Source organism: Cyclobacterium amurskyense (genome assembly GCF_001050135.1).
Classification (GTDB): domain Bacteria; phylum Bacteroidota; class Bacteroidia; order Cytophagales; family Cyclobacteriaceae; genus Cyclobacterium; species Cyclobacterium amurskyense.
This window is the reverse complement of record NZ_CP012040.1, coordinates 5,913,518-5,938,641: the sequence shown is the minus strand read 5'-3', so window position 1 is coordinate 5,938,641 and position 25,124 is coordinate 5,913,518. Positions and strand designations below refer to the sequence as shown.

General features: G+C 38.0%; 16 protein-coding genes and 1 pseudogene. 12 read left to right on the top strand and 5 right to left on the bottom strand.

The annotated features are described in order from the left end of the window. Positions 1-4 precede the first annotated feature (4 nt). Entirely contained in the window at positions 5-3,157 is a 3,153-nt protein-coding gene (locus CA2015_RS23505; RefSeq protein ID WP_048644105.1) for a SusC/RagA family TonB-linked outer membrane protein, read from the bottom strand. A gap of 893 nt (positions 3,158-4,050) precedes the next feature. On the opposite strand from CA2015_RS23505, the gene CA2015_RS23500 reads away from it, so the two are divergent. From CA2015_RS23500 to CA2015_RS23460, 9 genes are all read left to right on the top strand, one after another. After that, positions 4,051-4,680: a hypothetical protein gene (locus tag CA2015_RS23500; protein WP_048644728.1), complete on the top strand. Its 630-nt coding sequence runs from the start codon at positions 4,051-4,053 to the stop codon at positions 4,678-4,680. Positions 4,681-4,743: 63 nt separating this feature from the next. Continuing rightward, the gene (locus CA2015_RS23495; protein ID WP_084011963.1) at positions 4,744-7,197 is read left to right on the top strand and encodes a heavy metal translocating P-type ATPase; all 2,454 of its coding nucleotides are present in this window, start codon (positions 4,744-4,746) and stop codon (positions 7,195-7,197) included. Then, complete coding sequence (gene ccoS, locus CA2015_RS23490; protein ID WP_048644104.1) at positions 7,188-7,370, top strand: cbb3-type cytochrome oxidase assembly protein CcoS; 183 nt, start codon at positions 7,188-7,190, stop codon at positions 7,368-7,370. The genes CA2015_RS23495 and ccoS overlap by 10 nt, the downstream gene beginning before the upstream one ends. 1 nt (position 7,371) lies before the next feature. After that, positions 7,372-9,504 (top strand): cytochrome-c oxidase, cbb3-type subunit I, encoded by a 2,133-nt coding sequence (gene ccoN, locus CA2015_RS23485; RefSeq protein ID WP_048644103.1) that lies wholly within the window; start codon positions 7,372-7,374, stop codon positions 9,502-9,504. 11 nt (positions 9,505-9,515) lie between these two features. Further along, positions 9,516-9,707 carry a Cbb3-type cytochrome oxidase component FixQ gene (locus CA2015_RS23480; protein WP_048644102.1) on the top strand — a complete coding sequence of 64 codons (192 nt, stop codon included), beginning with the start codon at positions 9,516-9,518 and terminating at the stop codon, positions 9,705-9,707. After that, on the top strand, positions 9,694-10,620 hold the full coding sequence (locus CA2015_RS23475) for a cbb3-type cytochrome c oxidase N-terminal domain-containing protein (protein WP_048644101.1): 927 nt from the start codon (positions 9,694-9,696) through the stop codon (positions 10,618-10,620). The genes CA2015_RS23480 and CA2015_RS23475 overlap by 14 nt, the downstream gene beginning before the upstream one ends. Positions 10,621-10,684: 64 nt before the next feature. Further along, positions 10,685-12,100: a cytochrome c oxidase accessory protein CcoG gene (ccoG, locus tag CA2015_RS23470; protein WP_048644100.1), complete on the top strand. Its 1,416-nt coding sequence runs from the start codon at positions 10,685-10,687 to the stop codon at positions 12,098-12,100. 21 nt (positions 12,101-12,121) lie between these two features. After that, on the top strand, positions 12,122-12,547 hold the full coding sequence (locus tag CA2015_RS23465) for a FixH family protein (RefSeq protein ID WP_048644099.1): 426 nt from the start codon (positions 12,122-12,124) through the stop codon (positions 12,545-12,547). After that, positions 12,548-13,261: a sulfite exporter TauE/SafE family protein gene (locus CA2015_RS23460; RefSeq protein ID WP_048644098.1), complete on the top strand. Its 714-nt coding sequence runs from the start codon at positions 12,548-12,550 to the stop codon at positions 13,259-13,261. 4 nt (positions 13,262-13,265) lie between these two features. Here the strand turns inward: CA2015_RS23460 and CA2015_RS23455 are convergent, their stop codons facing one another. Then, entirely contained in the window at positions 13,266-13,811 is a 546-nt protein-coding gene (locus CA2015_RS23455; protein ID WP_048644097.1) for a phage tail protein, read from the bottom strand. 266 nt (positions 13,812-14,077) lie between these two features. Here CA2015_RS23455 and CA2015_RS25480 point away from each other — a divergent pair. Together CA2015_RS25480 and CA2015_RS23445 are read left to right on the top strand one after the other, a co-directional pair. Then, a pseudogene (locus CA2015_RS25480) lies at positions 14,078-14,661 on the top strand (peptidylprolyl isomerase). Between the two features lie 117 nt (positions 14,662-14,778). Beyond that, positions 14,779-16,110 (top strand): GntP family permease, encoded by a 1,332-nt coding sequence (locus tag CA2015_RS23445; protein ID WP_048644096.1) that lies wholly within the window; start codon positions 14,779-14,781, stop codon positions 16,108-16,110. Positions 16,111-16,131: 21 nt separating this feature from the next. Here CA2015_RS23445 and CA2015_RS23440 read toward each other — a convergent pair whose 3' ends face one another. The 3 genes from CA2015_RS23440 to CA2015_RS23430 are packed head-to-tail and all read right to left on the bottom strand — an operon-like array spanning position 16,132 to position 20,600. After that, the gene (locus tag CA2015_RS23440; RefSeq protein ID WP_048644095.1) at positions 16,132-16,914 is read right to left on the bottom strand and encodes an SDR family NAD(P)-dependent oxidoreductase; all 783 of its coding nucleotides are present in this window, start codon (positions 16,912-16,914) and stop codon (positions 16,132-16,134) included. 10 nt (positions 16,915-16,924) lie between these two features. Beyond that, a complete protein-coding gene (locus CA2015_RS23435; protein ID WP_048644094.1) occupies positions 16,925-18,016 on the bottom strand; it encodes a sugar phosphate isomerase/epimerase family protein in 1,092 nt (363 codons plus the stop codon). Positions 18,017-18,023: 7 nt separating this feature from the next. Then, on the bottom strand, positions 18,024-20,600 hold the full coding sequence (locus CA2015_RS23430; RefSeq protein ID WP_449390408.1) for a DUF7133 domain-containing protein: 2,577 nt from the start codon (positions 20,598-20,600) through the stop codon (positions 18,024-18,026). A 1,306-nt stretch (positions 20,601-21,906) separates the two neighbouring features. Between CA2015_RS23430 and CA2015_RS23425 the strand changes: the two genes are divergently transcribed. Next, positions 21,907-25,101 (top strand): SusC/RagA family TonB-linked outer membrane protein, encoded by a 3,195-nt coding sequence (locus tag CA2015_RS23425; RefSeq protein ID WP_048644093.1) that lies wholly within the window; start codon positions 21,907-21,909, stop codon positions 25,099-25,101. Positions 25,102-25,124 lie beyond the last annotated feature (23 nt).

Genomic DNA, 25,124 nt, shown 5'->3' with positions numbered 1-25,124 from the left:
CCAATTAAAAGGAGATTTGAGCACCAACAGAAACAACCCGCATGATTGGGTAAGCTCCCATTCCACTTACTTCAGGATCCATGATATCGTTTCCCGAATAAATCAACCAAAGATTTTGGCCCGATGCATAAACTTTGGCAGACTCAAGACCAATTAAATCAAGCACATTACGAGGTACTCTATAATTAATCTGTAAATTCTTTAACCTAGCATAAGATACATTGGCATAATTATAATCTGTATTATAATTGCTTCTCCAATATTCTTCTAACCATTGGTAAGCACGTGGTTTTGTAGCGTCAATATTCTCTGGGGTCCATCTGTCCTCAGCGTCATATTGGAAGTAATTTCCAGCAGTTCCGGAACGTAGATCATCGTAAATCCCTCTAAGCGCATTACCATGTCCTTGAACAAGAGCAGTCAATTCCCAATTTTTATAAGAAAAATTAAGGTTCAGACCAAAGGTGATTTCAGGTGTTGTCGTTAAAGGAAACAACTGACGGTCATTTGTGGTGATTTCTCCATCTTTATCATAATCTTCAATGATGATGTCACCTGGTCTAGCGCCAGCAACGTGTGGCATTGAATTCACTTGTTCCTCATCTCTAAAGATGCCGATTGAATTGTACAGAAGTAGAGCACCTTGTGGGTGACCCGTTCTTACTTGCCATGGAACAGGACGTTCTGGTTCATCAGACTCAACGATTCTGTTTCTTGCAAAAGCAAAATTACCAGAAACACCGTAACCGATATCTCCTTTTTGATCATCATAGCTCATGATTACCTCAACACCATAGTTGTCCACAATACCAAAGTTTTCGTCAGGTAAAGAAAGACCAACGAAACGAGGTATGGACACGTCTCTTTGTACTAGAATATCACTTCTTCTTTCGTAAAAGAAGTCTGCATCAAAGCCTACTTTGGTGTCAAATAAAAGAGACTCCCAACCTAAATTGAAGATACTAGCCTTTTCCCAAGTGATGTTAGGGTTAGGTATTCCTTGTTGTCTCAGACCAGGTAGGTAAGTTTTGTTTTCACCCAAAGCCAATCCTTGTACAAATCCGTAGCTAGCCAAATACTGGAAAGGAGAAACCAAATCATTCCCCATTTGGCCCCAAGTGGCTTTTAATTTAAATTGATCGATTAAACCCAAGTTGTTTTTCCACCAGTCATATTCAGAAGGACGCCATCCTGCAAGTACAGAAGGGAAATTACCCCAGCGGCCTGCTTCTTTTGAGAAATTGACTGATCCATCTCTTCTAAAACTAAACTGGAACAAGTAAATTTCTTTGAAATTATAACTGATTCTACCAAAGTAATTTTGTCTGGCTCCAAAACTTACTGATCCTGAATTGTCTTTTTCTGCATCACCACCTGCAAATAAGTAGGGAAGTTGGTCAGATACAAAGTACCTTCTGTAAGCATTGAAGTTTTCCTGAAACCCTTCATTTTGCTCATAAGCCATAAAGGCATCAATATTATGAACATCATTAAGTGTTTTGGTATAATCAACTTTAAAATTGAAAGTACTGGTGTTAGAATAATTGGAATAATCCGTTAGTCTAGGTTCTGGTGGACCTTTTTGGCTTCCAATGATATAATCTGATCCATCTTCAACTCCAGTATTCCCAGCAGCCAAATAGGCTTCTTCATTCATACTGTATAAGGTGAAGGGCTTTTGGAATAATTTCCTTTTTTGGAAATATAGGTCATAAGCGAAATAACTGGAGGCTGACAATCCTTCGACCCATGGGATTCTAAGTTTTGCAGAGAAGATATTATTACTCCTGAATCGTTTGTCATCATCAAAACCAGTCTCATCTGAAGCCATCACCATAGGTTGGTAACCAAACTCGATATCCGGTCCTGGTAATCCATTTGGGTAAACAGCGTGATTGGTTGGGTACATTCTTCGAATAGTCTGAAACATACTTGATGTTGACATTCCAGAGTACATTCTGTTTTCCTGAATTCCCGATATGTCTACACCCAAATCTAAATATTCATTGATTTTGAAATCTACATTGGCTCTTAAGTTGTACCTTTTGTAGGAGGTGTTGGAATTGGTGTAAATACCATCATCCGCTTGAGTACCAAAGGAGGTGAAATAGCTTACTTTTTCACCACCACCAGTTACGGATAAGTTGTGGTGATTTGTGCTACTGAAGTCTCTTAAAGCTACTTCATTCCAATCTGTGTTGGGATGAGTCCAGGGATAGTCCCCTGACCTGTACTTCTCCACATCTTCTAGAGAAAAAAGCATGTTTGATTCATCCACTCCACGATAAGACTGGTTTTCTCGGATCATGGTAGCATAAGTTGCTGCATCTGCCATTTCCGGTAATTTGGTAGGAGATAGCCAACCTTTATAAAAACCATAAGTGATTCTTGTTGGGGTGTCTTTCTGTCCTCTTTTCGTGGTTACAAGGATAACGCCATTGGCAGCTCTTGCACCATAAATTCCTGCGGAAGCATCTTTAAGTACGGTGATGCTCTCAATGTCATTGGGATGAAGGGAGTTTAGGTCTCTGCCTATAATTCCATCAATAACCACCAAAGGTGAATTATTTCCCAATGTAGCATTCCCTCTAATTCGAATACTGGCCTGATCTTTACCAGGTTCTCCACTACTTTGCATAAAGATACCACCTGGAAGACGGCCTGCAAGGGCATTGGAAACAGCACCTACGGGAGCCGAAGATATCTCATCTGCACTAACTGTGGTAACGGACCCGATAACGTTCACTTTTTTCTGAGTACCGTACCCGACCACGACCACTTCATCTAATGAAGAGACGTTTTCAGATAACTGAACATTGATGATACTTTGATCACCTACTGCAACTGATTTGGAATTGTAGCCTATAAAGGAAAAAATCAAAGTTGATCCTTCAGGTACTGAAAGAGAGTATTTTCCATCAAGGTCTGTAGCAGTACCATTACTAGTTCCCGGTATTGAAACAGTTACACCTGGAATAGGTTCTCCACTTTCGTCAGTAACTTTACCTTTAATGATTACATCTGCCATGGCCTTTACCGAGGTGAAAGGAAGCTCATTTGTGGCCTTTGCCGGATTCAAGAATACCAATTGTGACACCAAAAGGAGTACACAATACAGGGGTATCCTGCGAAATTTAAAATGTTTTCTTTTTCTCATTCTGTTGATTGGGTAAATTTAGTTTTAAGAATTATTGATTTGGTTTATACAATTGGACTAAAAAAATAATATTAGGCACTAGAAGAACTTAATCGAAAAAATATAACGGTGTTTATTTTTTCTGAGGGTTTTTTATAGGTTAATTGATTTGTATAAGCAATATAATATTTTTAGGAAAAGAAAACATATTATTGTTAAAAATATATAAATAAAAAAAATTATTTTCTTTAAATTATTATATTTATATATTATAATTATTTTCTTTAAGTTTCTTTAATTATTTGATTGTTAGGTAATTATGTAAAAATTTAGTTGGTTACCTTAATTTTAAGGTGTGTATGCTTTCCACTTGTTTATTATTGGCGCTTACAGCCCAAGTTTTATTCGAATTGTCAATACGGGATAATTTATTAACCTAGGAATAATGACAGAAGGGGAGTAATTATTGAAATCAGCATTAAGAATAAGCTGATCTAGCCTTATTATGAAAAAGAATGCTATAAGCTCTTTCATTTTAAAAAGAGATATTAATCTCTCTATGTTTTGACCCGAAATATGCAATAGACATTCTATTACGTGCTAAAATCGCTTTAAAGTCAGCCACTTCGTTGCTGTTTTCAATTTCACCATATCGGTGCTATGCTAAAATCTCCAAACAGCCGATTGTCTTGCGATTGAAACACTTCCCGTAAACACGGGACAGGCTTCACCCATGACAGTCAGGGCGGAGAAATTCTATTACATAATCCGGGTTTAATAAGTAGCTTTTAAAGCTGCACTACGATTTGTAAATATTTCGAATATGAAAACATGACATTAATCATGTTAACACCTACTTATTGTCAATTCACCTCTGGGTTGGTTGGTATAGCTTTGTGGAAAATAAAAGGTATATGCAAACCAAGCTAGATACACAATTTGCTTTTCCCAGTCAACTGATCAATGCCCACCACGAAGTCCTATTAGCAGAGGGCTTTGGTTTGGAACTAGGTCAGCCACTCGATAAGAAACAATTTACCATAGGTAATCAACCTGTGCTATATACCGCACATCTTCCAAAAGTTTTGGATTGGCTTCATGGATTGGATCAGCCTAGTCTTTTGGAAAAAGAACCATGTGATATACCGGTTTTACTTTACGACAGAGCACTATCTTTTGATCGCTTACTTTTTCACTATGATGGTAGCCCTGCCTCTGCCAAGATCATCAAACAATTCTTGCACTTATTTTCTAACAATATTAAAAATAGTAAAGCCACTATAATATCACCTGCATTTATACCAAAGTCTAAATTAAAGGAAGAGCAAGAGCTTATTCAAGAAGTCACCAATTCTACTTCCGAAACCTCATTTATTAAATTTAACTTTAATAGAATCGGTGATTTCTGGTCTTATGCAGTCAAACACCAAAAAACGGTGCTGGTTACTACTAAGAATAATCAGGCGGATTTGGCCAAAGTGCTGTTTCATTTCTATAAAGGGGGACTTTGGTACGAAAAATTATCATTTTATCTGGCTTTATAAATTATTATTTTTAATGATATTCATCATGTTTTTTTTTATATTAAAAGATTAACTTGTCTGAAAATGCAGGAAATGCCAAGCAAAACAGAAAAAACCAAAACAATCTGCTGTTATCACTGCGGGGAAAGCTGTGATGATGAGCTCCTTAAGCGTGACGAGAGAAGTTTTTGTTGCACAGGTTGTCTTACTGTTTATGAGGTATTGAATGAGAATAATTTATGTGATTATTACGATATTGAAGCTGCACCAGGGACAAATCAGAAAAAACAAATTGTAAGAGAAAATCAGTTTGATTATTTGGATGATGTGGATGTGTTTAATAGGTTAATAGACTTTAAGGATGAAGAACAGGTTCATGTTACTTTTTACCTTCCTATGATACATTGTGCGTCCTGTATATGGCTTTTGGAAAACCTTTACAAGCTTAACCCTGCTATTACTTATGCTCGGGTGGATTTTATTAAAAAGAAGGTCCAAATTAAATACCAGAGAAAAGAAACAAATTTGAAGTCAGTGGTAAGCTTGCTATCCAATATTGGCTATGAACCGAGTATTAATCTATCAGATATTGAAGAAAAGATAAGCAAAAAGTACAACAAGAAACTTATCTACCAATTAGCGGTGGCAGGATTTTGCTTTGGCAATATGATGTTTTTCAGTCTCCCGGAATATTTTTCGGAGGCGGAGCTTCTTGGAACTGGTTTTAAAAACCTGTTTAATTACTTGAATATTCTTTTGGCTTTGCCTGTAGTTTTTTATTCTGCCACAGACTATTTCCGTTCTGCATGGATTGCTATAAAGAATCGCTCAGTAAATATGGATGTGCCCATAGCCTTGGGGATTATAAGTTTGTTTACTTATAGCTTGTTTGAAATCTTTATTTCTGGGCAAGAGGGGTATTTAGATACTTTAGGCGGCTTGCTATTTTTTCTTTTAATAGGTAAATATTACCAGCAGAAAACTTTTGATACGCTCTCTTTTGATAGAGATTATAAGTCCTATTTTCCAATAGCCATTACCAAAATGGTAAAGGACCTAGAGGAAGTTATACCGCTAATAAAACTTAATGTTGGTGATATTATTAAAGTACGGAATGAGGAGTTGGTGCCAGCAGACAGCTTGCTTTTAGTTCCGGAAGCATCTATCGATTATAGTTTTGTGACGGGGGAGGAAATTCCTGTCCCTGTAAAAAAAGGAGACCTGGTATACGCTGGGGGTAGACAAAAAGGGGCTGCCATTACCTTAGCGGTACAGAAATCGCCCTCCCAAGGTTATCTAACTGATCTCTGGAATCATGAAACCTTTTCTAAGAGTGAACAAGAAGACTCATTGGCTTCCTTGTCCAATCGAATAAGTGGAAAATTTACATTCACTGTTCTTTTTATAGCATTTGGAGCATTGATATATTGGAGTTTTAATGACTTTTCAATGGGAATCAAGGCCTTTACCTCGGTATTGATCATTACCTGTCCTTGTGCTTTGGCAATGTCTACTCCTTTTACTTTGGGGAATGTGATGAGGATCTTTGGGAAGGGAGGCTTTTATTTGAAAAATACGCAGGTAATTGAAAAATTGGCTAAAATTGATACACTTGTTTTTGACAAGACAGGTACACTCACAGCTCCTTCTAAGGCCACTGTTTCTTACCATGGTGAAAGTCTAACAGATGAATCGAAGGGTATGATTAAGGCTTTGGTAAATTTCTCTAATCATCCACTGAGTAAGAGAATCAATCAATGGCTAGACAAAGTCAAACCTGTGGTATTGGAAAATGTAGAGGAGATTTCCGGGAAGGGACTAACCGCTAAATACAAATCCAAGACCATAAGCATGGGTTCGGCGCTTTTCTTAGGCTTAGGAGACGAAAGCAAAGTAGTTAATAAAGGTAACGAGGTACATTTGGTAATTGATGGAATGCATTGGGGTGTTTTCAGTATTGCAAGTGGGGTACGTGAAGGCATAGAAAAGATGATTCCGGATTTGACAGAAACTTATGATGTAGAATTGCTATCCGGAGACAATAACCAGGAGGAGAAATATTTAAAGGAAGTATTGGGTAGCAAGGTAGCCATGTATTTTCAGCAGTCGCCGAAAAGCAAATTGTCCCATATAAGAGCCATACAAGAGCAAGGAAAACATGTTTTAATGGTAGGAGATGGGCTTAATGATGCAGGTGCTCTCAAGGCAGGTGAAGTGGGGATTGCTGTAACAGACAATATATCCCATTTTAGCCCGGCTAGTGATGCGGTGTTGGATGGAGAAAAACTTAACTTACTTCCACAGTATTTGAATTTTGCAAAAACAGGTAGGAGAATAATAAAGGCCAGTTTTGGTTTAAGTTTCACCTACAATGCCGTAGGGATCTTTTTTGCTGTTCAAGGATTAGTAAGCCCGGTCTTGTGTGCAGTTTTAATGCCTGCAAGTAGTATTTCAGTGGTTTTGTTTACAACGATTGCCACCAATTACAAAGCATATAGAATGGGATTAAATGAAAATGAGATGATAAAATGGAAGTAATCTTTATTCTGATAGGAGTGAGTTTATTAATGGCTGGAGGGTTTTTATGGCTTTTTTTCAAAGCGATGAAAGGCGGTCAGTTTGATGATCAACACACCCCTGCGATCAGAATACTATTTGACCAAAAAACAAAAAATAAAGCGAACAAAAAACCACCTAAAAAAAAGAAGTGATATGTCAGGAACGACACTTGAAAAGTTTAGTTACGATAACAAGATCGTAAAATTCTTCGGCGCAGCCACCATGATATGGGGATTGGCTGGTATGCTGATAGGGTTGCTTGCTGCCACCCAGCTATTCTTACCCGAAGCAAATTTGGGCAATCCTTATACGACCTTTGGCCGGATAAGGCCGCTTCATACGAATGCGGTAATATTTGCCTTCGTAGGAAATGCCATATTTGCTGGCGTGTATTATTCTATGCCACGACTCCTAAAGGCTCCAATGTGGAATAAAACCCTAAGTTGGATACATTTTTGGGGATGGCAGGCCATTATACTTTCTGCGGTCATTACCCTTCCATTGGGTTTGACTTCCTCTAAGGAGTATGCGGAACTTGAATGGCCAATTGACATTGCTATTACCATAATATGGGTAGCATTCGGAGCCAATATGATTGGAACGCTGATTAAGCGACGTGAAAAGCACATGTATGTGGCCATTTGGTTTTACTTGGCCTCCTTCGTAACGGTAGCGGTTTTGCACATTTTCAATTCCCTCGCTTTACCAGTGTCTTTATTTAAAAGTTATTCTGCTTACGCTGGTGTACAGGATGCATTGGTGCAATGGTGGTATGGTCACAATGCGGTTGCATTTTTCCTCACCACACCTTTTCTAGGTTTGATGTACTATTATTTGCCGAAAGCAGCAAATAGACCTGTATTCTCCTATAAGCTTTCGATCGTACACTTCTGGTCTTTGATATTCTTATATATCTGGGCAGGACCACACCATTTGCTTTACACAGCATTACCTGAATGGGCTCAGGTTTTAGGTGTTGCTTTTTCCATCATGTTGCTTGCCCCAAGTTGGGGTGGAATGGTTAATGGACTGCTTACGCTTAGAGGAGCTTGGGACAAAGTAAGGGTAGACCCTGTTTTGAAATTCATGGTGGTAGCTGTAACGGCATACGGTATGGCTACGTTTGAAGGACCGCTACTTTCTATTAAAAGTGTAAACGCCATTGCCCACTATACTGACTGGATAGTTGCCCACGTGCATATTGGCGGATTAGGTTGGAACGGATTCTTGACTTTCTCTATGTTGTATTGGTTATGGCCAAGAATGTGGAGAACGAAATTATTCTCAGTTAAATTGGCCAATACTCACTTTTGGTTGGGTACATTAGGTATACTATTTTATGCCTTACCAATGTATGTGGCTGCGCTGACACAAAGTTTGATGTGGAAAGAATTTGCAGACACAGGACGTTTGGCTTACCCTAACTTCCTTGAGACTGTTATTCAAATTGTTCCAATGTACATGCTTCGTGCATTTGGTGGACTACTTTACCTAAGTGGTGCGATATTGATGGTTTATAACTTGGTTAAAACAGCTGCCGCAGGGTCCTTCCTTGAAGAAGAAGAGGATGAAGCACCAGCTTTGGCCAAACATGTTCCAGAAAAGCAAGAATTTTGGCACAGGGCATGGGAGAGAAAGCCTGTCTTTTTCACCATATTGGCAACCATAGCCATTTTGATTGGTGGTATAGTAGAAATCATCCCTACCATTCTAGTGAAGTCCAATGTACCTACAATTAGTAGTGTGCAGCCTTATACTCCTCTGGAGTTGCAGGGTAGGGACTTATACATTTCCAATGGTTGCGTTGGTTGTCACTCTCAAATGATCCGTCCTTTTAGGTTTGAGACAGAACGCTATGGAGAATATTCTAAGGCAGGAGAATTTGTTTATGATAGACCATTTTTGTGGGGATCTAAACGAACTGGTCCAGATTTGCATAGAGTAGGGGGGAAATATCCAGATAGCTGGCATTACCACCACATGGTGAATCCTAGAGACATGTCTCCAGGTTCCTTGATGCCTCCTTATCCATGGATGACTACCAATATCATGGATCATAGCAATATTGGAGCTAAAATTCGAACCATGCAAAAGTTAGGAGTACCGTATGCAGAAGGCTATGATGTAAAAGCAATAGAAGATCTTCAAAGTCAGGCACAGGAGATAGCAAATGGCTTGAAGGAATCTGGTATTGAAGTATTGCCAGATACGGAGATTATTGCTTTGATAGCTTACCTACAACGACTAGGTACAGATATTAAAAATGGTTCTTCTGGAAACCAATAAATTAAAAAGAGATGAAAAAAGATATTTTAAGCTCAATGGAAAATATTGAGATCTACCCCATCATTTCCTTATTGATATTTGTAATTTTCTTTATCGGAATGTTTTGGTGGGTCCTACAGGTAGATAGAAGCTATGTGGACCACATGAAAGAAATGCCACTCAATGATGAACCTCAAAACGATAAGTCTAATGAAAACGTTTAAACTGATTGGAGCCACCCTGATGTGTTTGTTGATGGCAGTTCCTGGCTTTGCTCAGGAAACGGAAACAAGCTTTTTAGCACAAATGCAACAAATGGACAGTAATACATTGCTTTTACTCGCCATTATTATAGTTGTTTTACTAGTTATTGTCATCATCATAGGAGTGATGGTTTATATGTTGTCATTTTTAATGACGGTTCTAAGAAAGGAAAATCCAGCCCTCGCAGCAGAGCCTTCCTGGTGGGAATCTTTCAAGACTAAATATGTGGTAGGGAAATATAGGCCGATCGAGGAAGAAAAAGACATTCAGCTAAATCATAGTTATGATGGGATTGTGGAGCTTGATAACTTTATGCCTCCTTGGTTAAAGTACGTGTTTTACCTGACCATTTTCTCCGCTGTTGTATATTTCCTTAATTATTCTGTGCTTGGAATTGGTCAGACTCAAATAGAAGAATATGAAGCCTCCCTAGAACAAGCAGCCCTAGAAGCAGAAGCAAGAGGAGCCATGATGCTGACTTCTATTGATGAAACCAATGTGGAAGTTGATATGTCAGCTCCTGGTTTAGCTGCAGGTAAGGAACTGTTTACAGGCAATTGCGCCGCATGCCATGCCATGGATGGTGGTGGTGGAGTAGGTCCAAACCTCACAGATGAATACTGGCTTCACGGTGGAGACATCAAAAGTATTTTTAAAGTAGTGAAGTATGGTGTAATTGAAAAAGGTATGATACCTTGGCAAGACCAGTTAGGTCCTGAGGAAATGCAACAAGTATCCAGTTATATACTTTCTTTGCAAGGTACCTCACCAGCAAATCCTAAGGATCCTCAAGGCGAGAAATTCGAACCAACTATAGAACAACCTGTAGATGCATTGGTGGAGGAAGAATTGGGTGTAGAACCTGCGGAGTAAGGCTTAGAAGTCGGGTTTGGCATTTGGTTCAAACCCGACATTTTATATAAAAACTTCAAAAAAAATGGCAGTAAAAAACGAAAACCTAAACCCAGATAAATTCAGGGATGCCCTGGGTACTGTGAATCAGGATGGTGGCAGAAATTGGGTTTTTCCTAAAAAGGTTTCTGGTAAATTCTACCAGTACAGAACCTATTTTTCTTGGTTGTTACTAGGGATATTATTTGCCGGACCTTTTATTAAGGTGGATGGACGACCTTGGTTACTGTTCAATGTTTTCGAAAGAAAATTCATTATTTTTGGAGCTGTTTTTTGGCCGCAGGATACTCATTTGCTGATATTTTTACTTTTAATTTTCTTCGTTTTTATCATCCTGTTTACTGTGGTATTCGGTAGGGTCTTTTGTGGCTGGGCTTGTCCACAGACACTTTTTATGGAAATGGTTTTCCGAAAGATTGAGTATTGGATAGAAGGAGATGCCAATCAGCAGCGTAAACTGGACGCCCTGCCATGGAATGCTGAGAAAATAAGAAAGAAGACCATTAAAATGTCTATTTTTATTTTAATTTCTTTGCTTATATCTCATACCGTGATGGCTTATCTTATTGGTATCGATAATGTAATGGAGATTGTTAGTTCTTCTCCTTCGGAGAATTTAGCAGGGTTTTTTGGTCTCTTGGCCTTTACTGGAATATTTCTATTTGTCTTCTCTTGGTTTAGAGAACAGGCATGTATTGTGGTATGTCCATACGGAAGGCTTCAAGGCGTATTGCTCGATAACCAATCCATCAATGTTACTTATGACTATAAACGTGGTGAACCTAGGGCTCCTATTAGGAAAAATAAAGTGGAAGAAAAGCCTGCTGGAGACTGTGTAGATTGTACGCTTTGTGTACAGGTTTGTCCTACTGGTATAGACATTAGAAATGGCGTGCAGATGGAGTGTGTCAATTGTACCGCATGTATGGATGCCTGTGATGATGTCATGGAAAAAGTAGACCGACCTAAAGGATTGATTCGCTATGCTTCGGAAAACAGTATTTTAACGGGTACATCAAAATTAATTACCGGTAGGGTAAAGGCTTACTCTAGTATTCTACTATTATTAATTGTTGGCTTTGTTGCCTTATTAGCAACAAGAGAAGATTTGGGTGCTACGGTCACCAGGTTTAGAGGAATGACTTACCAGGCCAGAGAGAATGCACAAATAAGTAACCTATATGAAGTGACCTTAATTAATAAAACTTTTGATGAACAAGAGGTTACCCTTGTTCCTGCTGATCCTACCTTTACTTTGGAAAAAGTGGGGCATACAGATTGGAGACTTGATGGGCAATCAAAATTCGAAGGCAGATTCTTTTTGGTTAAAGCTAAAAGTGATATGAAGATCCCTCAACAAAACGTTGATTTATTATTACAACAAAATGGGGAGACAATTGATAGGATTTCCACCAGTTTTATGGGACCTGTTGGAGAATAAAAATACTAAAATGAATACGAAATGAACTGGGGAAATGGAATCTTATTGTTATTGTTGGTTTTTATTGGGTTGATGGTGACCCTGGTAACCATTTGTGTGAAGCAGGATGATATACATCTGGTTACAGAGAATTATTATGCTGAAGAAATCAAATACCAGGAACATATTGATCGAGTGTCAAATACCAATGCCATGGAAGGCAAAGTCATGCAATTTGATGCAGCAAGTAAAACCCTTCAATTCAAGTTGCCTATTGGTTCCAAAGGAGAGTTGCATTTATTTAGACCCTCTGATGCTCGGATGGATAAAAAAATTCAAATTGAAATAAAGGATTCTGAATCCAATACGATGTCACTGAAAGGGCTTGAACCAGGGTACTGGAAAATGAAAATGACTTGGGAAGCAGATGGTGTTGCTTTTTTCGAAGAAAAGAAAATTGATATTTAAATGATCTGGACAGCCTTTATTTGGGGAATACTTGGCTCATTTCATTGCATTGGAATGTGTGGGCCAATTGCACTTGCCTTAGCCGGTAAAGACAGAAATAAGTATTTGCTTAATAAATTGCTGTACAATTCGGGCCGTGCTGTGACCTATTCTTTATTGGGTGGTTTGGTAGGTATGGTAGGTTTTTCTCTTTCCTTGGCCGGAATTCAACAATGGGTTTCTATTGTTTTGGGTTTGATGATCATTGTACTTGCATTTTTCTATAAGGAATCTGAAAAATGGATTACAAATTCCACTTTATCTTCCTCTTTGATAAAATTAAAGTCCCAGCTGGGAAAATCAATAAAAAGAGGTGGGCGCAAAGCGTTTTTTATCACAGGAGTCTTTAATGGATTTCTACCTTGTGGCATGGTGTACATGGCCTTGGTGGCCTCCCTAGCACTTCAAAGCCCTGTAATGGGCATGGCTTACATGTTTGTTTTTGGCTTAGGCACTTTTCCAGTGATGATTTTGCTAATGTTTTCAAAAGATATTTTTTCGATGAATTTTAGGGTGAAAATGAACAAGGCCATGCCTTATTTTGTGATGTTTATGGGAGTACTGTTTGTTATGAGAGGAATGGGGTGGGGAATTCCTTACTTAAGTCCTAAATTAGGATTGCCAACGGCCCATGCGGCTGAACTTCTAGATGCTGGAATTACGAATTGCCAATAATTTATTAACTCCTTGCTGGATAATAACCCTGAATACAAATAATGAAATTTATTCCGAGATAAGGAGGCATTTGGTCAAAAGGCTCATTCTGTCCAGATAAACCAATCGTTTTGTCATTCATATTTGAGTTTGAGGTGCCTGCAAAAGTTTCAACCGCATAAGGTGGTTTAAATCGGTTGACTTTTACATGAGATAGGGCAGGGAAATTGTCTTTTGGGTTGCTTGAAGTTGCTGCTTCAGAACTGGAATTTAATGTATGTGAATGGGCAGGCATATTCTTTTCTTCAAGTTTGGTGGCTTCTTGACCTCCTTTTTCACCTATTTTTTTTGTTGAAAGCCCTTGTCCATTTCCTATGCCAACAGGCATTCTTCCTCGCAAATCAGGTAATGCAAAGGTGGTTCTCCCATCCCTTCCATACATGTTTCCTATAATAGAGAAAAGACTTTGGTTGTCTTTAATTTTTAATAACCTTCCATCACAAATGGCATATCCTCTGGGGGCGAAATTTCCCGCAAACATTTTCACAACTCCTATGTACTCTTCAAACATAATATTATTGATTTACTATTGAACTTATATATTTGGATTTAATGGAATTTTCTTAAAAGTAATAAATTGTCATTCTAATGCATAATTCAGTTTGATTTATTGTTTGTACAGGTATTTGGTACAATAAATTCTGCTAATTGTGTAAATAGACTACTATTAGTTTAGTTGAAAATATGGTTTTTAGCCTTTTTTAAATTTTCAGAATAATAAGTTATTCGTGAACTTACTTTTTGTAATTTGTAATAGAATCAATTGCCAATCTAAAAATGATAAAAACCATGAATAAACTTTTCACGTGTATTTTGCTGGTTTTAATAAGCGTTTCAATCCATGCTCAGCATATAGAGAAATACCAAATTGTGACGGAAGCCGGAAATATTGAGGTGGAAGTTTACCCAGAGAAAGCACCTGTTACCGTTGAGAATTTCCGGGCATATATCAATAGTGGTGCTTATCACAAGTCAAGTTTCTTTAGAGTTTGCACGCCAGAAAATGAAGCAGATCGAAAAATAAAAATTGAAGTAATTCAAGGTGGAAATGTTGCTGATAGCTTATTGCTACCTGCTATTGCCATTGAAACAACCAAGTTTACAGGTCTCAAACATAAGAATGGAACACTTTCTATGGCTCGATTTGGACCTAATACTGCGCAAAGTTCTTTTTTATATGTATCAATGAGCAGCCAGATCTGGATTTTAAGGGGGGAAGAAATCCTGATGGATTTGGCTTTGCTGCATTTGGTCAAGTTACTAAAGGAATGGATGTAGTGAAAAAAATTCAATCTGGAGAGGAAACAGAGCAATATCTTATTAAACCAATTGGAATAATTTCAATAGCCCAGATCAAATAGAGGGGGAATTTAGGAAGGAAATTTTTAGAATTATATCCTATATAATTTATATTTAGCGATTAAAGTTTAAATAATAATGCTTTATTTGTTATAGATTATAAACCCAAAAACCGATCTATGTTTATTTTTCTTTTGATTCTATTCGCGTTGGCCATAATAATTGTGGCTATCATAAAATTTGAAATTCATCCCTTCCTTGCCTTATTTAGTGGGGCAATTATTTACGGTCTAATGGCAGGTATGCCTGCAGAATTAATCATTAGCTCCATTACCGATGGCTTTGGAGGAGTGTTAGGAAGAATTGGTTTGTTGATTCTATTTGGAGTGGTCATTGGTACCTTTTTGGAGAAATCAGGTGGAGCATTTGTGATTGCCCAAAAAGTGTTGTCTTGGGTAGGGCAAAAATCGGTAATGCTAGGAATGATGATTACTGGTTATATTTCATCGATTCCTGTATTTGGAGACAGTGCTTTTATCATGCTTAACCCGATCAATAAATCCCTTTCATTTAAGGGAAAGCTTCCCTACGCGGCTACCACAGTGGCCTTGACTTTAGGGATAACTGCTACCCACTCACTTGTGCCGCCTACACCAGGGCCTATTGCTGCTGCAGGAATACTTGAGGCAGATTTAGGACAAATAATATTATTTGGAGCCATTATTAGTGCTCTCGCACTAATTCCTTGTTATTATTTTTGTAAATATTGGGTCTCAAAAATTCATTTGGAACCTGTATTCGCTGAAATTGATAAGGAAGGTAAGGTAAGAAAAAAACCTTCATTAGGTAAATCTTTTATGCCCATTATCATTCCATTGTTACTCATTATCCTTTCTTCTATAGCAGCCTATCCAACACAGCCTTTTGGTGACAATTTATTCACCTCTTTAATTTCATTTATTGGTAACCCTATAATTGCCCTGTTATTGGGTGCTTTTATGGCCTTTAGTTTGCCTGAAAAACTTGATAAAAAGGTATTGTCCTCTTCTGGTTGGTTTGGTGAAGCTCTGTTAATAGGTGCACCAGTAATTCTTATCACTGGTGCTGGAGGTGTCTTTGGTAAAATGTTGCAAAACTCTGGAATTGCTGATCAGATTAGTTCTATTATGACGGCAGGGAATTTAAGTTTGTTTTTACCTTTTGCAATGGCTTTTGCCCTAAAATCTGCACAAGGCTCTTCTACCGTTGCCTTGGTGACAACAGCATCAATTATGGTACCTCTGATGCCTGCCTTAGGTTTGGATACAGAGATAATGCGAGTGCTAACCGTATTGGCTACAGGTGCTGGAGCCATAGCCGTATCCCATGCCAATGATAGTTTTTTTTGGGCCATGACACAATTGTCAGGTATGAATATCAAACAAGGCTACCAGTCACATAGTCTAGGGACGGTCATTCTTTCCTTTACGGCTATGGCTATTATATTTATTCTGGCAACAGTACTGGCCTAACCATGAATAAAGTAAATAGGCTTATTTAGCTGTCCAACCACCATCTACAGTCAGTAAGGAGCCTGTCATATAACTAGCCGCATCACTGGCCAAGAATATGGCTGCTCCTTGAATTTCTTTTAGTTCCCCCCATCTTCCCAAAGCAGTTGCTCCAATTATAAACTGCTTCGTGGCAGGGTCATCAGCTACTGGAATATTCATTTCAGTAAGAAATGGCCCTGGGCAGATGGCATTTACTTTGATGTTGAATGGGGCCATTTCTATTCCAAAAGCTCGGGTCATTTGTACCACTGCTCCCTTGCTTGAGGTATAAGGGGTGCGATTAGCCAATCCCACTACACCCAGTGTGCTTGCCAAGTTAATTATTGCTCCTGACTTTTGGGCTTTCATATGGGGGACTACGGCACGACTACACAACCAAGTACCTGTAACGTTGATATTCATTACCTTTTTGAAATCGTCTAAACTGACTTCATCTATAGCTCCTCTAATATTAATCCCAGCACTATTTATCAAGATATCGATGCGACCAAAAGCCTCCATTGCATAGGCAGCCATCGCCTTGGTTTCTTCTTCTTTTGATATATCGGCTGTAAAGGAAAGTGCCTTCACACCAAACCCCTTGCTGATTTCTTCAGCTGCAATTTCGCCATCTCTTTCTGTTCTGTTTACGATTAGAATATTTGCTCCAGCGGAAGCAAGCCCAGCAGCCATGGCGAGTCCTAAACCCTTGGATCCTCCTGTAACAATGGCTGTTTTTCCATTTAGGTCAAATAATTTTATTCCTGGTAAGCTATTGATCATGGTTTTTAATTTATAGATTCAAATGTTTAATGCTGTATGTTAATGAGGTCAAAATATTGATTTCCTCCCTGGCCAACAACTCTTCGGTTTCCAGAGAGTCAATATGCGGTAGGTTTCTGCCATGGGTGTTAACCCAAGTAAGAATTTGAGATAATTCGAACGCAGGAACCTTTTCAAGTGTGGTCCAATAATCAGGAGTCAAACAGGGAATGAGTAATGGGTTTCTTGTTATCATCTCAAGATTAAAAGAAATTGAAGGGTTGTACTTTTTACAGGTGTTGACTATTTCCTTTAGGTTTAGTAGTCCCTCACCCAAAGGCACTTCTGATAAAAGAAATCCTTCTGAACAGGGTTTTACTGCCATGTCTTTTACATGAGTAGAGAATACATATGGAGCCAAATGTTGGGTGGTAGTTTTGGGCTGTTCCATAAGAGCAATGCTGTTACCAAAGTCCAAAGTTATTCCAACCCATTCACTTGAAACACCTTTTATCAAATGTAACAATTCATCAGAACGCCAATCTTTATGATTTTCAATGGCCAATTTAATTTTATGTTTCCGCAAAATCGGTTCGGCTTTTCCAAGCATGAGAATAGATTGCTTTTGGAAAGCCAAAAACTCTTCTTGGCTATGGATGGCCTCGTATCTCCTAGGTCCAAGGCTTACTGTTCTTAAAACTTTGATTCCAGCCTCTTTTGCCAGAATTATTTGTTTTTCAAAATCAGGCAATTGGCTTGTCATTTTTGGCATTCCTGTTGACCCTTCTAGGTACATGTTAAGGTTTTCTCTTTGGTCTCTGATTTTATGACAAAAACCCTCAGTCCAACCATTGATGCCAACTTGAATTCCACCTGCACCGATTTTATGACAATGAGCGAGAAGTTCGCTCGCATCAGAGAATGCTGGATAATCACTACTCTGATGAGTAGCATGCCACCTCTTCCCATAGGAGTGGACCACTATTCCCAGTTTAGTATTGTCAAATATATCTGGTAATTCAGGCATGGTCATTGCCATCAATCCCAAGCTGGCATTTTTTAAAAAATCTCGTCTGCTATTGTATGAGGTTGGTAAAGAGTTGCCTTTTTTATTTTCCTTCATAATTTTTTCAAGGTTTGTTTGAAGGACTTACCGGAGGCTTGGAACGCAATAGTTCTTCAGGTTTCCACGGAATTACCCTTCCTTGGGTTGAGATTCTTATTTCTGCTACTTTGCCACCTTTTACCGCTGTGGCTTGGTTGTCCCATTCATTTCTTATATAGGTTAGAATGTTGGCAATAGTACTGTTATCCAAGCTGGCCATAGATGGCATTACTGGCAATATATCAGGACTACTGTATTTTACTCCATTTACCATGATGGTACCTTCCAGTCCATGAAGTAGGATCATGGCTAGTTGCCTTTCATTTCCTGTCACCCATTCAGATTTGTTTAGTGGAGGTCCCATTCTTTTAACTCCCTCACCATCCCCTCCATGGCAGCCTGCACAGGTGCTTAAAAAGTGCTGTCGGCCTTTTACAAACGAGGATCTTTCTGCATCAGATAGTTTGTTTATATTCAGTAAAGAGTCTGGTTTAATCTTTTTTCCTGGCCAAATGAATAGGTTATTCCATTGAGCAGTATTCAAATTGCTTTTTTCAAAATCGATAGTTTTAGAAAATTTTGGAGCAGTTTTTAGCTTGATTGGATCCGATTTTTTTTGGGCACCTGCCATAGACATGCCTGTGAAAATAGAATATGCCTGCCAATCTTTTGCAAGGTTGCGTTGCTCTAAGAGATTTAATAGTTTTAGCATTTCACGCTCGTTATTCTTTCTGCTGATGGCAGTTGCGACCATTTCCAGAAAGATGGCTTTAGATGGGGAGTGCTCCTTCCATTGGTTTTGCTTTATCAGGTAAAGTAGGAATGAATATTCATAATTATATAGGCTGCTTAGCGCACCATCTCTAAATATGGGTTCATCGATGTTGTTTTTTAAAATGCTAGCAATTGTGGTCTTTGATACCTCTTCTGACAAACTACCTGCAGTAAGAATCATCTGAAGAGCCAATTCTTCATTGCTAATGGTTTCCTGATTTTTAAGATAAAATTTTTCAAGGCGCTTTTTAACGTGATTGTTTTCTTTAGCAAGTTGCTCAGTTAGTCTTAGTACATGTATTATTACCTTTGGATGATAAGCGCCTAGATTATCCAATAATGTGAACAGGACGTTTTCATCCAATTTTTCAAGCCCTTCTAAAGTCCATAATGCATGGATTTGAGCCAAGTGATATTTTGAATTTAATGCCAATTCTTCAAGAAGCGGCACATTAAAGCTGTTGTTTCCTTCAACCAGAAGCCTTTGTGCCATGTCCCTGTACCATCCGTTGGGATGTTTTAAGGTTTCTACTAGTTCTGGTCCAGAGTAATTTGATAATCTGGGAACTGGTTTTGGTTGCCAATCTTTATGGGCTACACGCCAAATTCTCCCATAATGGGTGGGGAGAACCAATTTTCTTTTAATTGTAATGTCTTTCAAGTAGGGTGAAATGTAAGCACCATGCTGAATCAAGCCTCTATACATGTCTGAAATGTATAGAGCACCATCTGGGCCTGAAGATAAACTCACCGGTCGAAACCGCTCATCTTTTGATGCAATGATTGAATGCCCGATGTCTACAGCTTCTGCTGAAAGCTGGATGCCACTTGATACAATGGCATTCCTTCTTATCAAGTTGCCTGATGGCTCGCAGACGAACACATTTCCTAAATAAACTTTGGGAAGTCCATTACCTCTGAAATAAAAAGGAGAACAGGCAGAAGTGAACTCTTTTAGCTGATTTTGCTCATCCAATATTCCTGGAATATAGCCTCTATTGATGGCTAAGTTTTCTCTTATGGGATAGATTTCTCGATCTGATGTAAGTCCTTGGTCAAGACCTGAGGTAGTGCTGTGGTTTGCATTCCTAATAAAATAATTGGGAGGAACCAGATCGGCATGTAGGGGAGACCAATTGTAGTTGTAATAAAGCCTGCCATAATCATCCTGACTTATACCCCATTGGCCTCGGAATTCGGTGCTGTCCTTGATCCATTGGTTGTTTTTAAACTTATATCTAAACCTAGATTTCGCATTGTAGTACCAATTGTCAAGACCTCTAAGCAATCCATTGCCGGAATGCTCCGGCAAATTGCTACCTGCATAATCTGCGTCAACCAATTCTTTTGTGTCAGCTTTCAGGTCCCCATCCAAGTCCTGGGTCCACCAAAGTGACATGTTTTCAACTACCAAGGCGCCTCCTTTAATTACTGCAAGTGCTCTGGGCATGACAAGGCTGTCTAAATAAATGGTGCTTCTATCCATTGTCCCATCTCCATTACTGTCTTCCAAAATAGAGATTCTTCCATTAGGGACTAACTCATTTGAACCTTCAATGTCATTCATAAAACCTTTCATCTCAACTATCCACATTTTCCCGTCTTCATCAAAGCTAGTAAATACAGGGTCTTGAACCATTGGTTCAGCAGCAACAAGTTGGATCGACAAATCATCATTTATTTCAAATAATTGTAGTGCTTGCTCAGGTAGGAGAGCTGGTGAAGGATCTCGATTTTTTGGTGAACAACAGCAAACAAGGGAAAAAATAATAATCCATATTCCGACCAGAAAGTAGGCCTTTAATAGATTTAGGAATGGATTAAACAAGGTTATTTGGGATTTGGTTAATTGATCTTAAATCTAATATTTGTTTGGTTAAATTCAAATTTTATTCAATAGAATGAATATGGTTGGAGTATTGTCAATTCATAATTTTTAAAAATAGTTTAAGGAAGTTGTTCTTTGGCCTTCTGTAGCTAAAATTGGCTTCTCACCTTGAATTAAACCTAGTAGTCTTATGGTTTTCTGAAACAGAAGTTTATTCGGGTTTTCATTATGTTGAATCATGCCGGTCTAATTTTATAATTGTTTGACTTTTCCTTAGGAATTAGTTTCTATTGAAAATTAGTCAGTGCAGAAAAAATTATAAGTTTAACCCGGATTATGTAATAGGATTTCTCCGTCCTGACAATAGTCAGGGATGAAGCCTGTCCCGTGTTTACGGGAAGTGTTGCAATCGCAAGAAAATCAGGCTGTTTGGAGATTTTAGCATAGCACCGCTATGGTGAAATTGAAAACAGCAACGATTGGGTATTTTGAAGCGATTTCAGCACGTAATAGATTGTCTATTGCCTATTTCGGGTTTAAGTATAGAGAAATAGAATTATGATCTGTGCTCTGAAAGGAGTAATTTTTTCTGTAATTGAGTCCAATTATCTCAGTAAAAATTGAAGGAATGAAAACTTGATTCAGTATGTTTAAAAAAATTTTCGACATAAATTTATACCTACTCTTATAAATTTTTATAAATAAATTTAAAATCGGTAACCTTACCGAAAATAAAATTAAATTATTCTTCCAGTTCTATGTATTGAAAACTGCTAAGAAAATAAAATAAACATCTTATGGCTTTTAATTAAGCTTCTACAGGGATTGAATTTGTAGTTCATGGTTGTTAAGAAAATTTTATGTGTTTTTATCATGCTTTACTTTGATTATATTTTATTTAAAATTATTTTCCGCAATTATTGTATTTATAAATGTTAAAAATTAAATAATAAATTGCATATTTATCATCATAAATTTTTAATTTATTGTTATTTGACTATTGATACTATAGGTTTGTGAGTCAAAAATTATCATCAAATTGCTTTTGTTTGAAAGAAAAAATGGTAAAATTGCATTTATCAATTTGATCAATTTTTTTTTTAATAAATTTATTATTGTTTGGATATAACAGACAGCTAACCAAAAACTATTATGACTTTCCTTTTAATTCAATTTTCAGTTTAAAATTAATATTTGTTTGTTCTAAACAAATATGGGTTTATAAGGTTTACATGAAAATGTTATTTATGACCAATACCTTTTGAATTCTTTAATTTGATTAATTACTTAAACCTAAAATTTACTTATGTTAAAAATTTACAAATTGTGCAGTTTAGTACTGTTGATTCTGTTAGTGAGTACGGGATTTACCTTGGCTCAGATAGAACTTTCTGGTACAGTAACGGACGATCTGGGAGATCCTCTTCCGGGAGCGGCCGTTTTAGTAAAAGGTACATCAAGTGGAACAGTCACTGACCTTGATGGTAATTACACCATAACAGTTGCCAATCAACAAGCAACTTTGGTATTTTCCTTTTTGGGTTTCAATAACGTCGAAGAAGTTGTTGGAAATAGGACAACCATAGATGTTGTTTTAGAACAAGGGCTAAGTGGTTTGGATGAAGTTGTAGTAACAGGTTATGGATCTCAATCTCGAAGAGAAATTACTGGCGCCGTTACTTCTGTTGATTCAGAGCAATTATTGGCCATTCCCGCAACCACCTTTGCCCAACAGCTTCAAGGAAGGGCTGCAGGTGTTACGATTGTCAATGATGCTACCCCAGGAGGAGGAGCAACAGTGAGAATTAGGGGATTTGGTACTATTAATAATAACGATCCATTGTATGTTATCGATGGAGTACCTACTCAGGAACAAGGTAATTTGAACCCGAACGATATTGAATCCATTCAGATATTGAAAGATGCATCTGCAGCTTCCATATATGGATCAAGAGCGGCAAATGGGGTGATTATTATCACAACAAAAAGAGGTAAAGTAGGTAAACCTACTATTTCTTTTAATGCTTATTATGGTACACAAACCTCCGACCGTGGTCCCGACCCACTTAATGCAGAGGAATTAGGAGAGTACTTGTATCTGGCCAATATTTACGGAAACCCAAATACCGCTCCTACTCATGGACAATATTCCTGGGGGCCTAATGGTGAAGTAAGTATTCCAGATTATGTTTTCCCAAGTGGTGCGATGGAAGGAGATCCAGCAGTGGATCCTAGTCTTTATGCCCTTAGACCAGGAAATATCTACCCTATTACAAGAGCTGCTGACACCGATTGGTGGGCGGCTTCTACCAGGACTGCACCAATACAAAGTTATCAGGTAACGGCCAATGGTGGTACAGAAAATGGAAGGTATGCCCTTTCTCTTAATTACTTTAGCCAGGATGGTGTAATCAATAATATTGGTTACGACAGGTATTCATTAAGAGCAAATACAGAATTTAAAGCGCTTAATAATAGACTTACGATTGGGGAAAATCTCTCTGTAACAGTAGGCAATAGAAAAGGTGGTTTTGGAAATGGTTCAAGAGGAAATAACGAAGAACAAAATGCTGTATTTAGTTCCTCTCTACAACACCCATTATTACCAGTGTATGACATTATGGGTAATTTCGCTGGTAGCCGTGGTGCTAATCTTGGGAACAATTACAATCCAGTTGCCTTCTTGGAAAGAGCAAAAGACAATAGAAATCTTGAATTGAGGGCATTTGGTAATGTTTATGCTCAGATAGATTTAACGGACAATATTAATGTAAGGTCTAGTTTTGGTATAGATGCCAACAACCGCAGAGCAAGATATATTGGTAGACCTCAGCCGGAATATGTGGAGGGTAATTTTGTAAATAGCTCTACTGCTGAGAATTCCTATTCTTATCAATGGGTTTGGACCAATACAGTAAGTTATACAAAAACCTTTAATGATGTTCATGCATTTGATGCTTATCTGGGTTTAGAATCAATTAAAGAATTTGGAGAGATATTTGGTGCGTCACGTCAGCGATTTGCTTTTGAGACCAATCCTATTATCTCCTATCTTGATTTGGGAGATCCTAATACGGCAACAAACTTTGGGAGTGTAGAAAGCGATTACCGTCTTTATTCTCAGTTTGGTAAATTGAATTACTCCTATGATGGGAAGTACATGGTTCAGTTTATATTGAGAAATGATGGTTCATCTAGATTTCTTGCTGCGTCTAGAAATGCAACTTTCCCTGCATTTAGTTTAGGTTGGAGATTATCAGATGAGGCAGCAGTAGCTGATGCATTGCCTTTTGTATCCGATATGAAATTGAGATACGGATGGGGTAAGACTGGAAATCAACTGATCGGAGACTATAATGCCTACACCACTTATAGGTCAAATATTTTCAATGCGGGCTATCCAATTGATGGATCAAGTTCTACACCAGCATTGGGTTTTGATACACAGCGTTTTGGGAATCCTAATGCCAAATGGGAGACTACTACCTCCAACAATATAGGATTGGATGTTGAGTTTATGGACGGTAAGTATTATTTTGAATTGGATTTATGGAACAGAGTGACATCTGATATGTTGTTCCAAACCCCAATTAATTATGGTCATGGAGACGCAACGGCTCCTTTCTTTAATGTTGGACAAATGACTAACAAAGGAATTGACCTTAACTTAGGCTTGGATGATACTGCATTGGGTGGAGAGTTAAGATATGGGATTTCCGGTAATATCTCTATGTATAGAAACAATGTAGATAATTTGGCTGAGAATGATGATAACGTATTGTTTGGAACCTCTACAAGGGTACCATCAGTTACGATTACACAAGCAGGCTATCCAATTTCTTCATTTTTCGGATATAACAACCTTGGAATATTTCAAACCCAAGAGGAAGTAGATGCCCATCCAGCTTATGGTAATTACAATGCGGTAGGTAAATTTAAGGTTCAGGATGTGAACAATGATGGCGTTATCACTGATGCTGATAGGACCGTAATAGGAAATCCACATCCAGACTTTGTTTATGGTATCAATATAAATTTAGGATATAAAAACTGGGATCTTGCTTTATTCGGTAATGGATCAGTAGGCAATGATATCTTTAATTATATCAACTACTGGACTGATTTTAATACGTTCCAAGGTAACAAATCCAAGACAGCATTGTACGATGCTTGGCAACCTAGTAATCCAGGAGGAACTTTCCCTATCATGGATATAAATGACCAGGTGAGTAGCCGACCTTCTAGTTATTTTGTTGAGGATGGCTCTTACTTTAGGATGAGAAATGTGCAATTGACATACAACCTTTCTGATGTATTGCTTAAGAAAATAGGTATGAGTAATGCAGCCATTTATTTCCAGGGACAGAACTTGTTTACTGTGACTAAATACACTGGTACTAATCCTGAAATTCAAACAGGAAGTAACAATACTGTCGGATTTGATGGAGGTTATATGCCAATTTCCAGAAATTTGATTTTGGGAATAAATGTTACGTTTTAATCATTCATAACATAAAGAAGCAA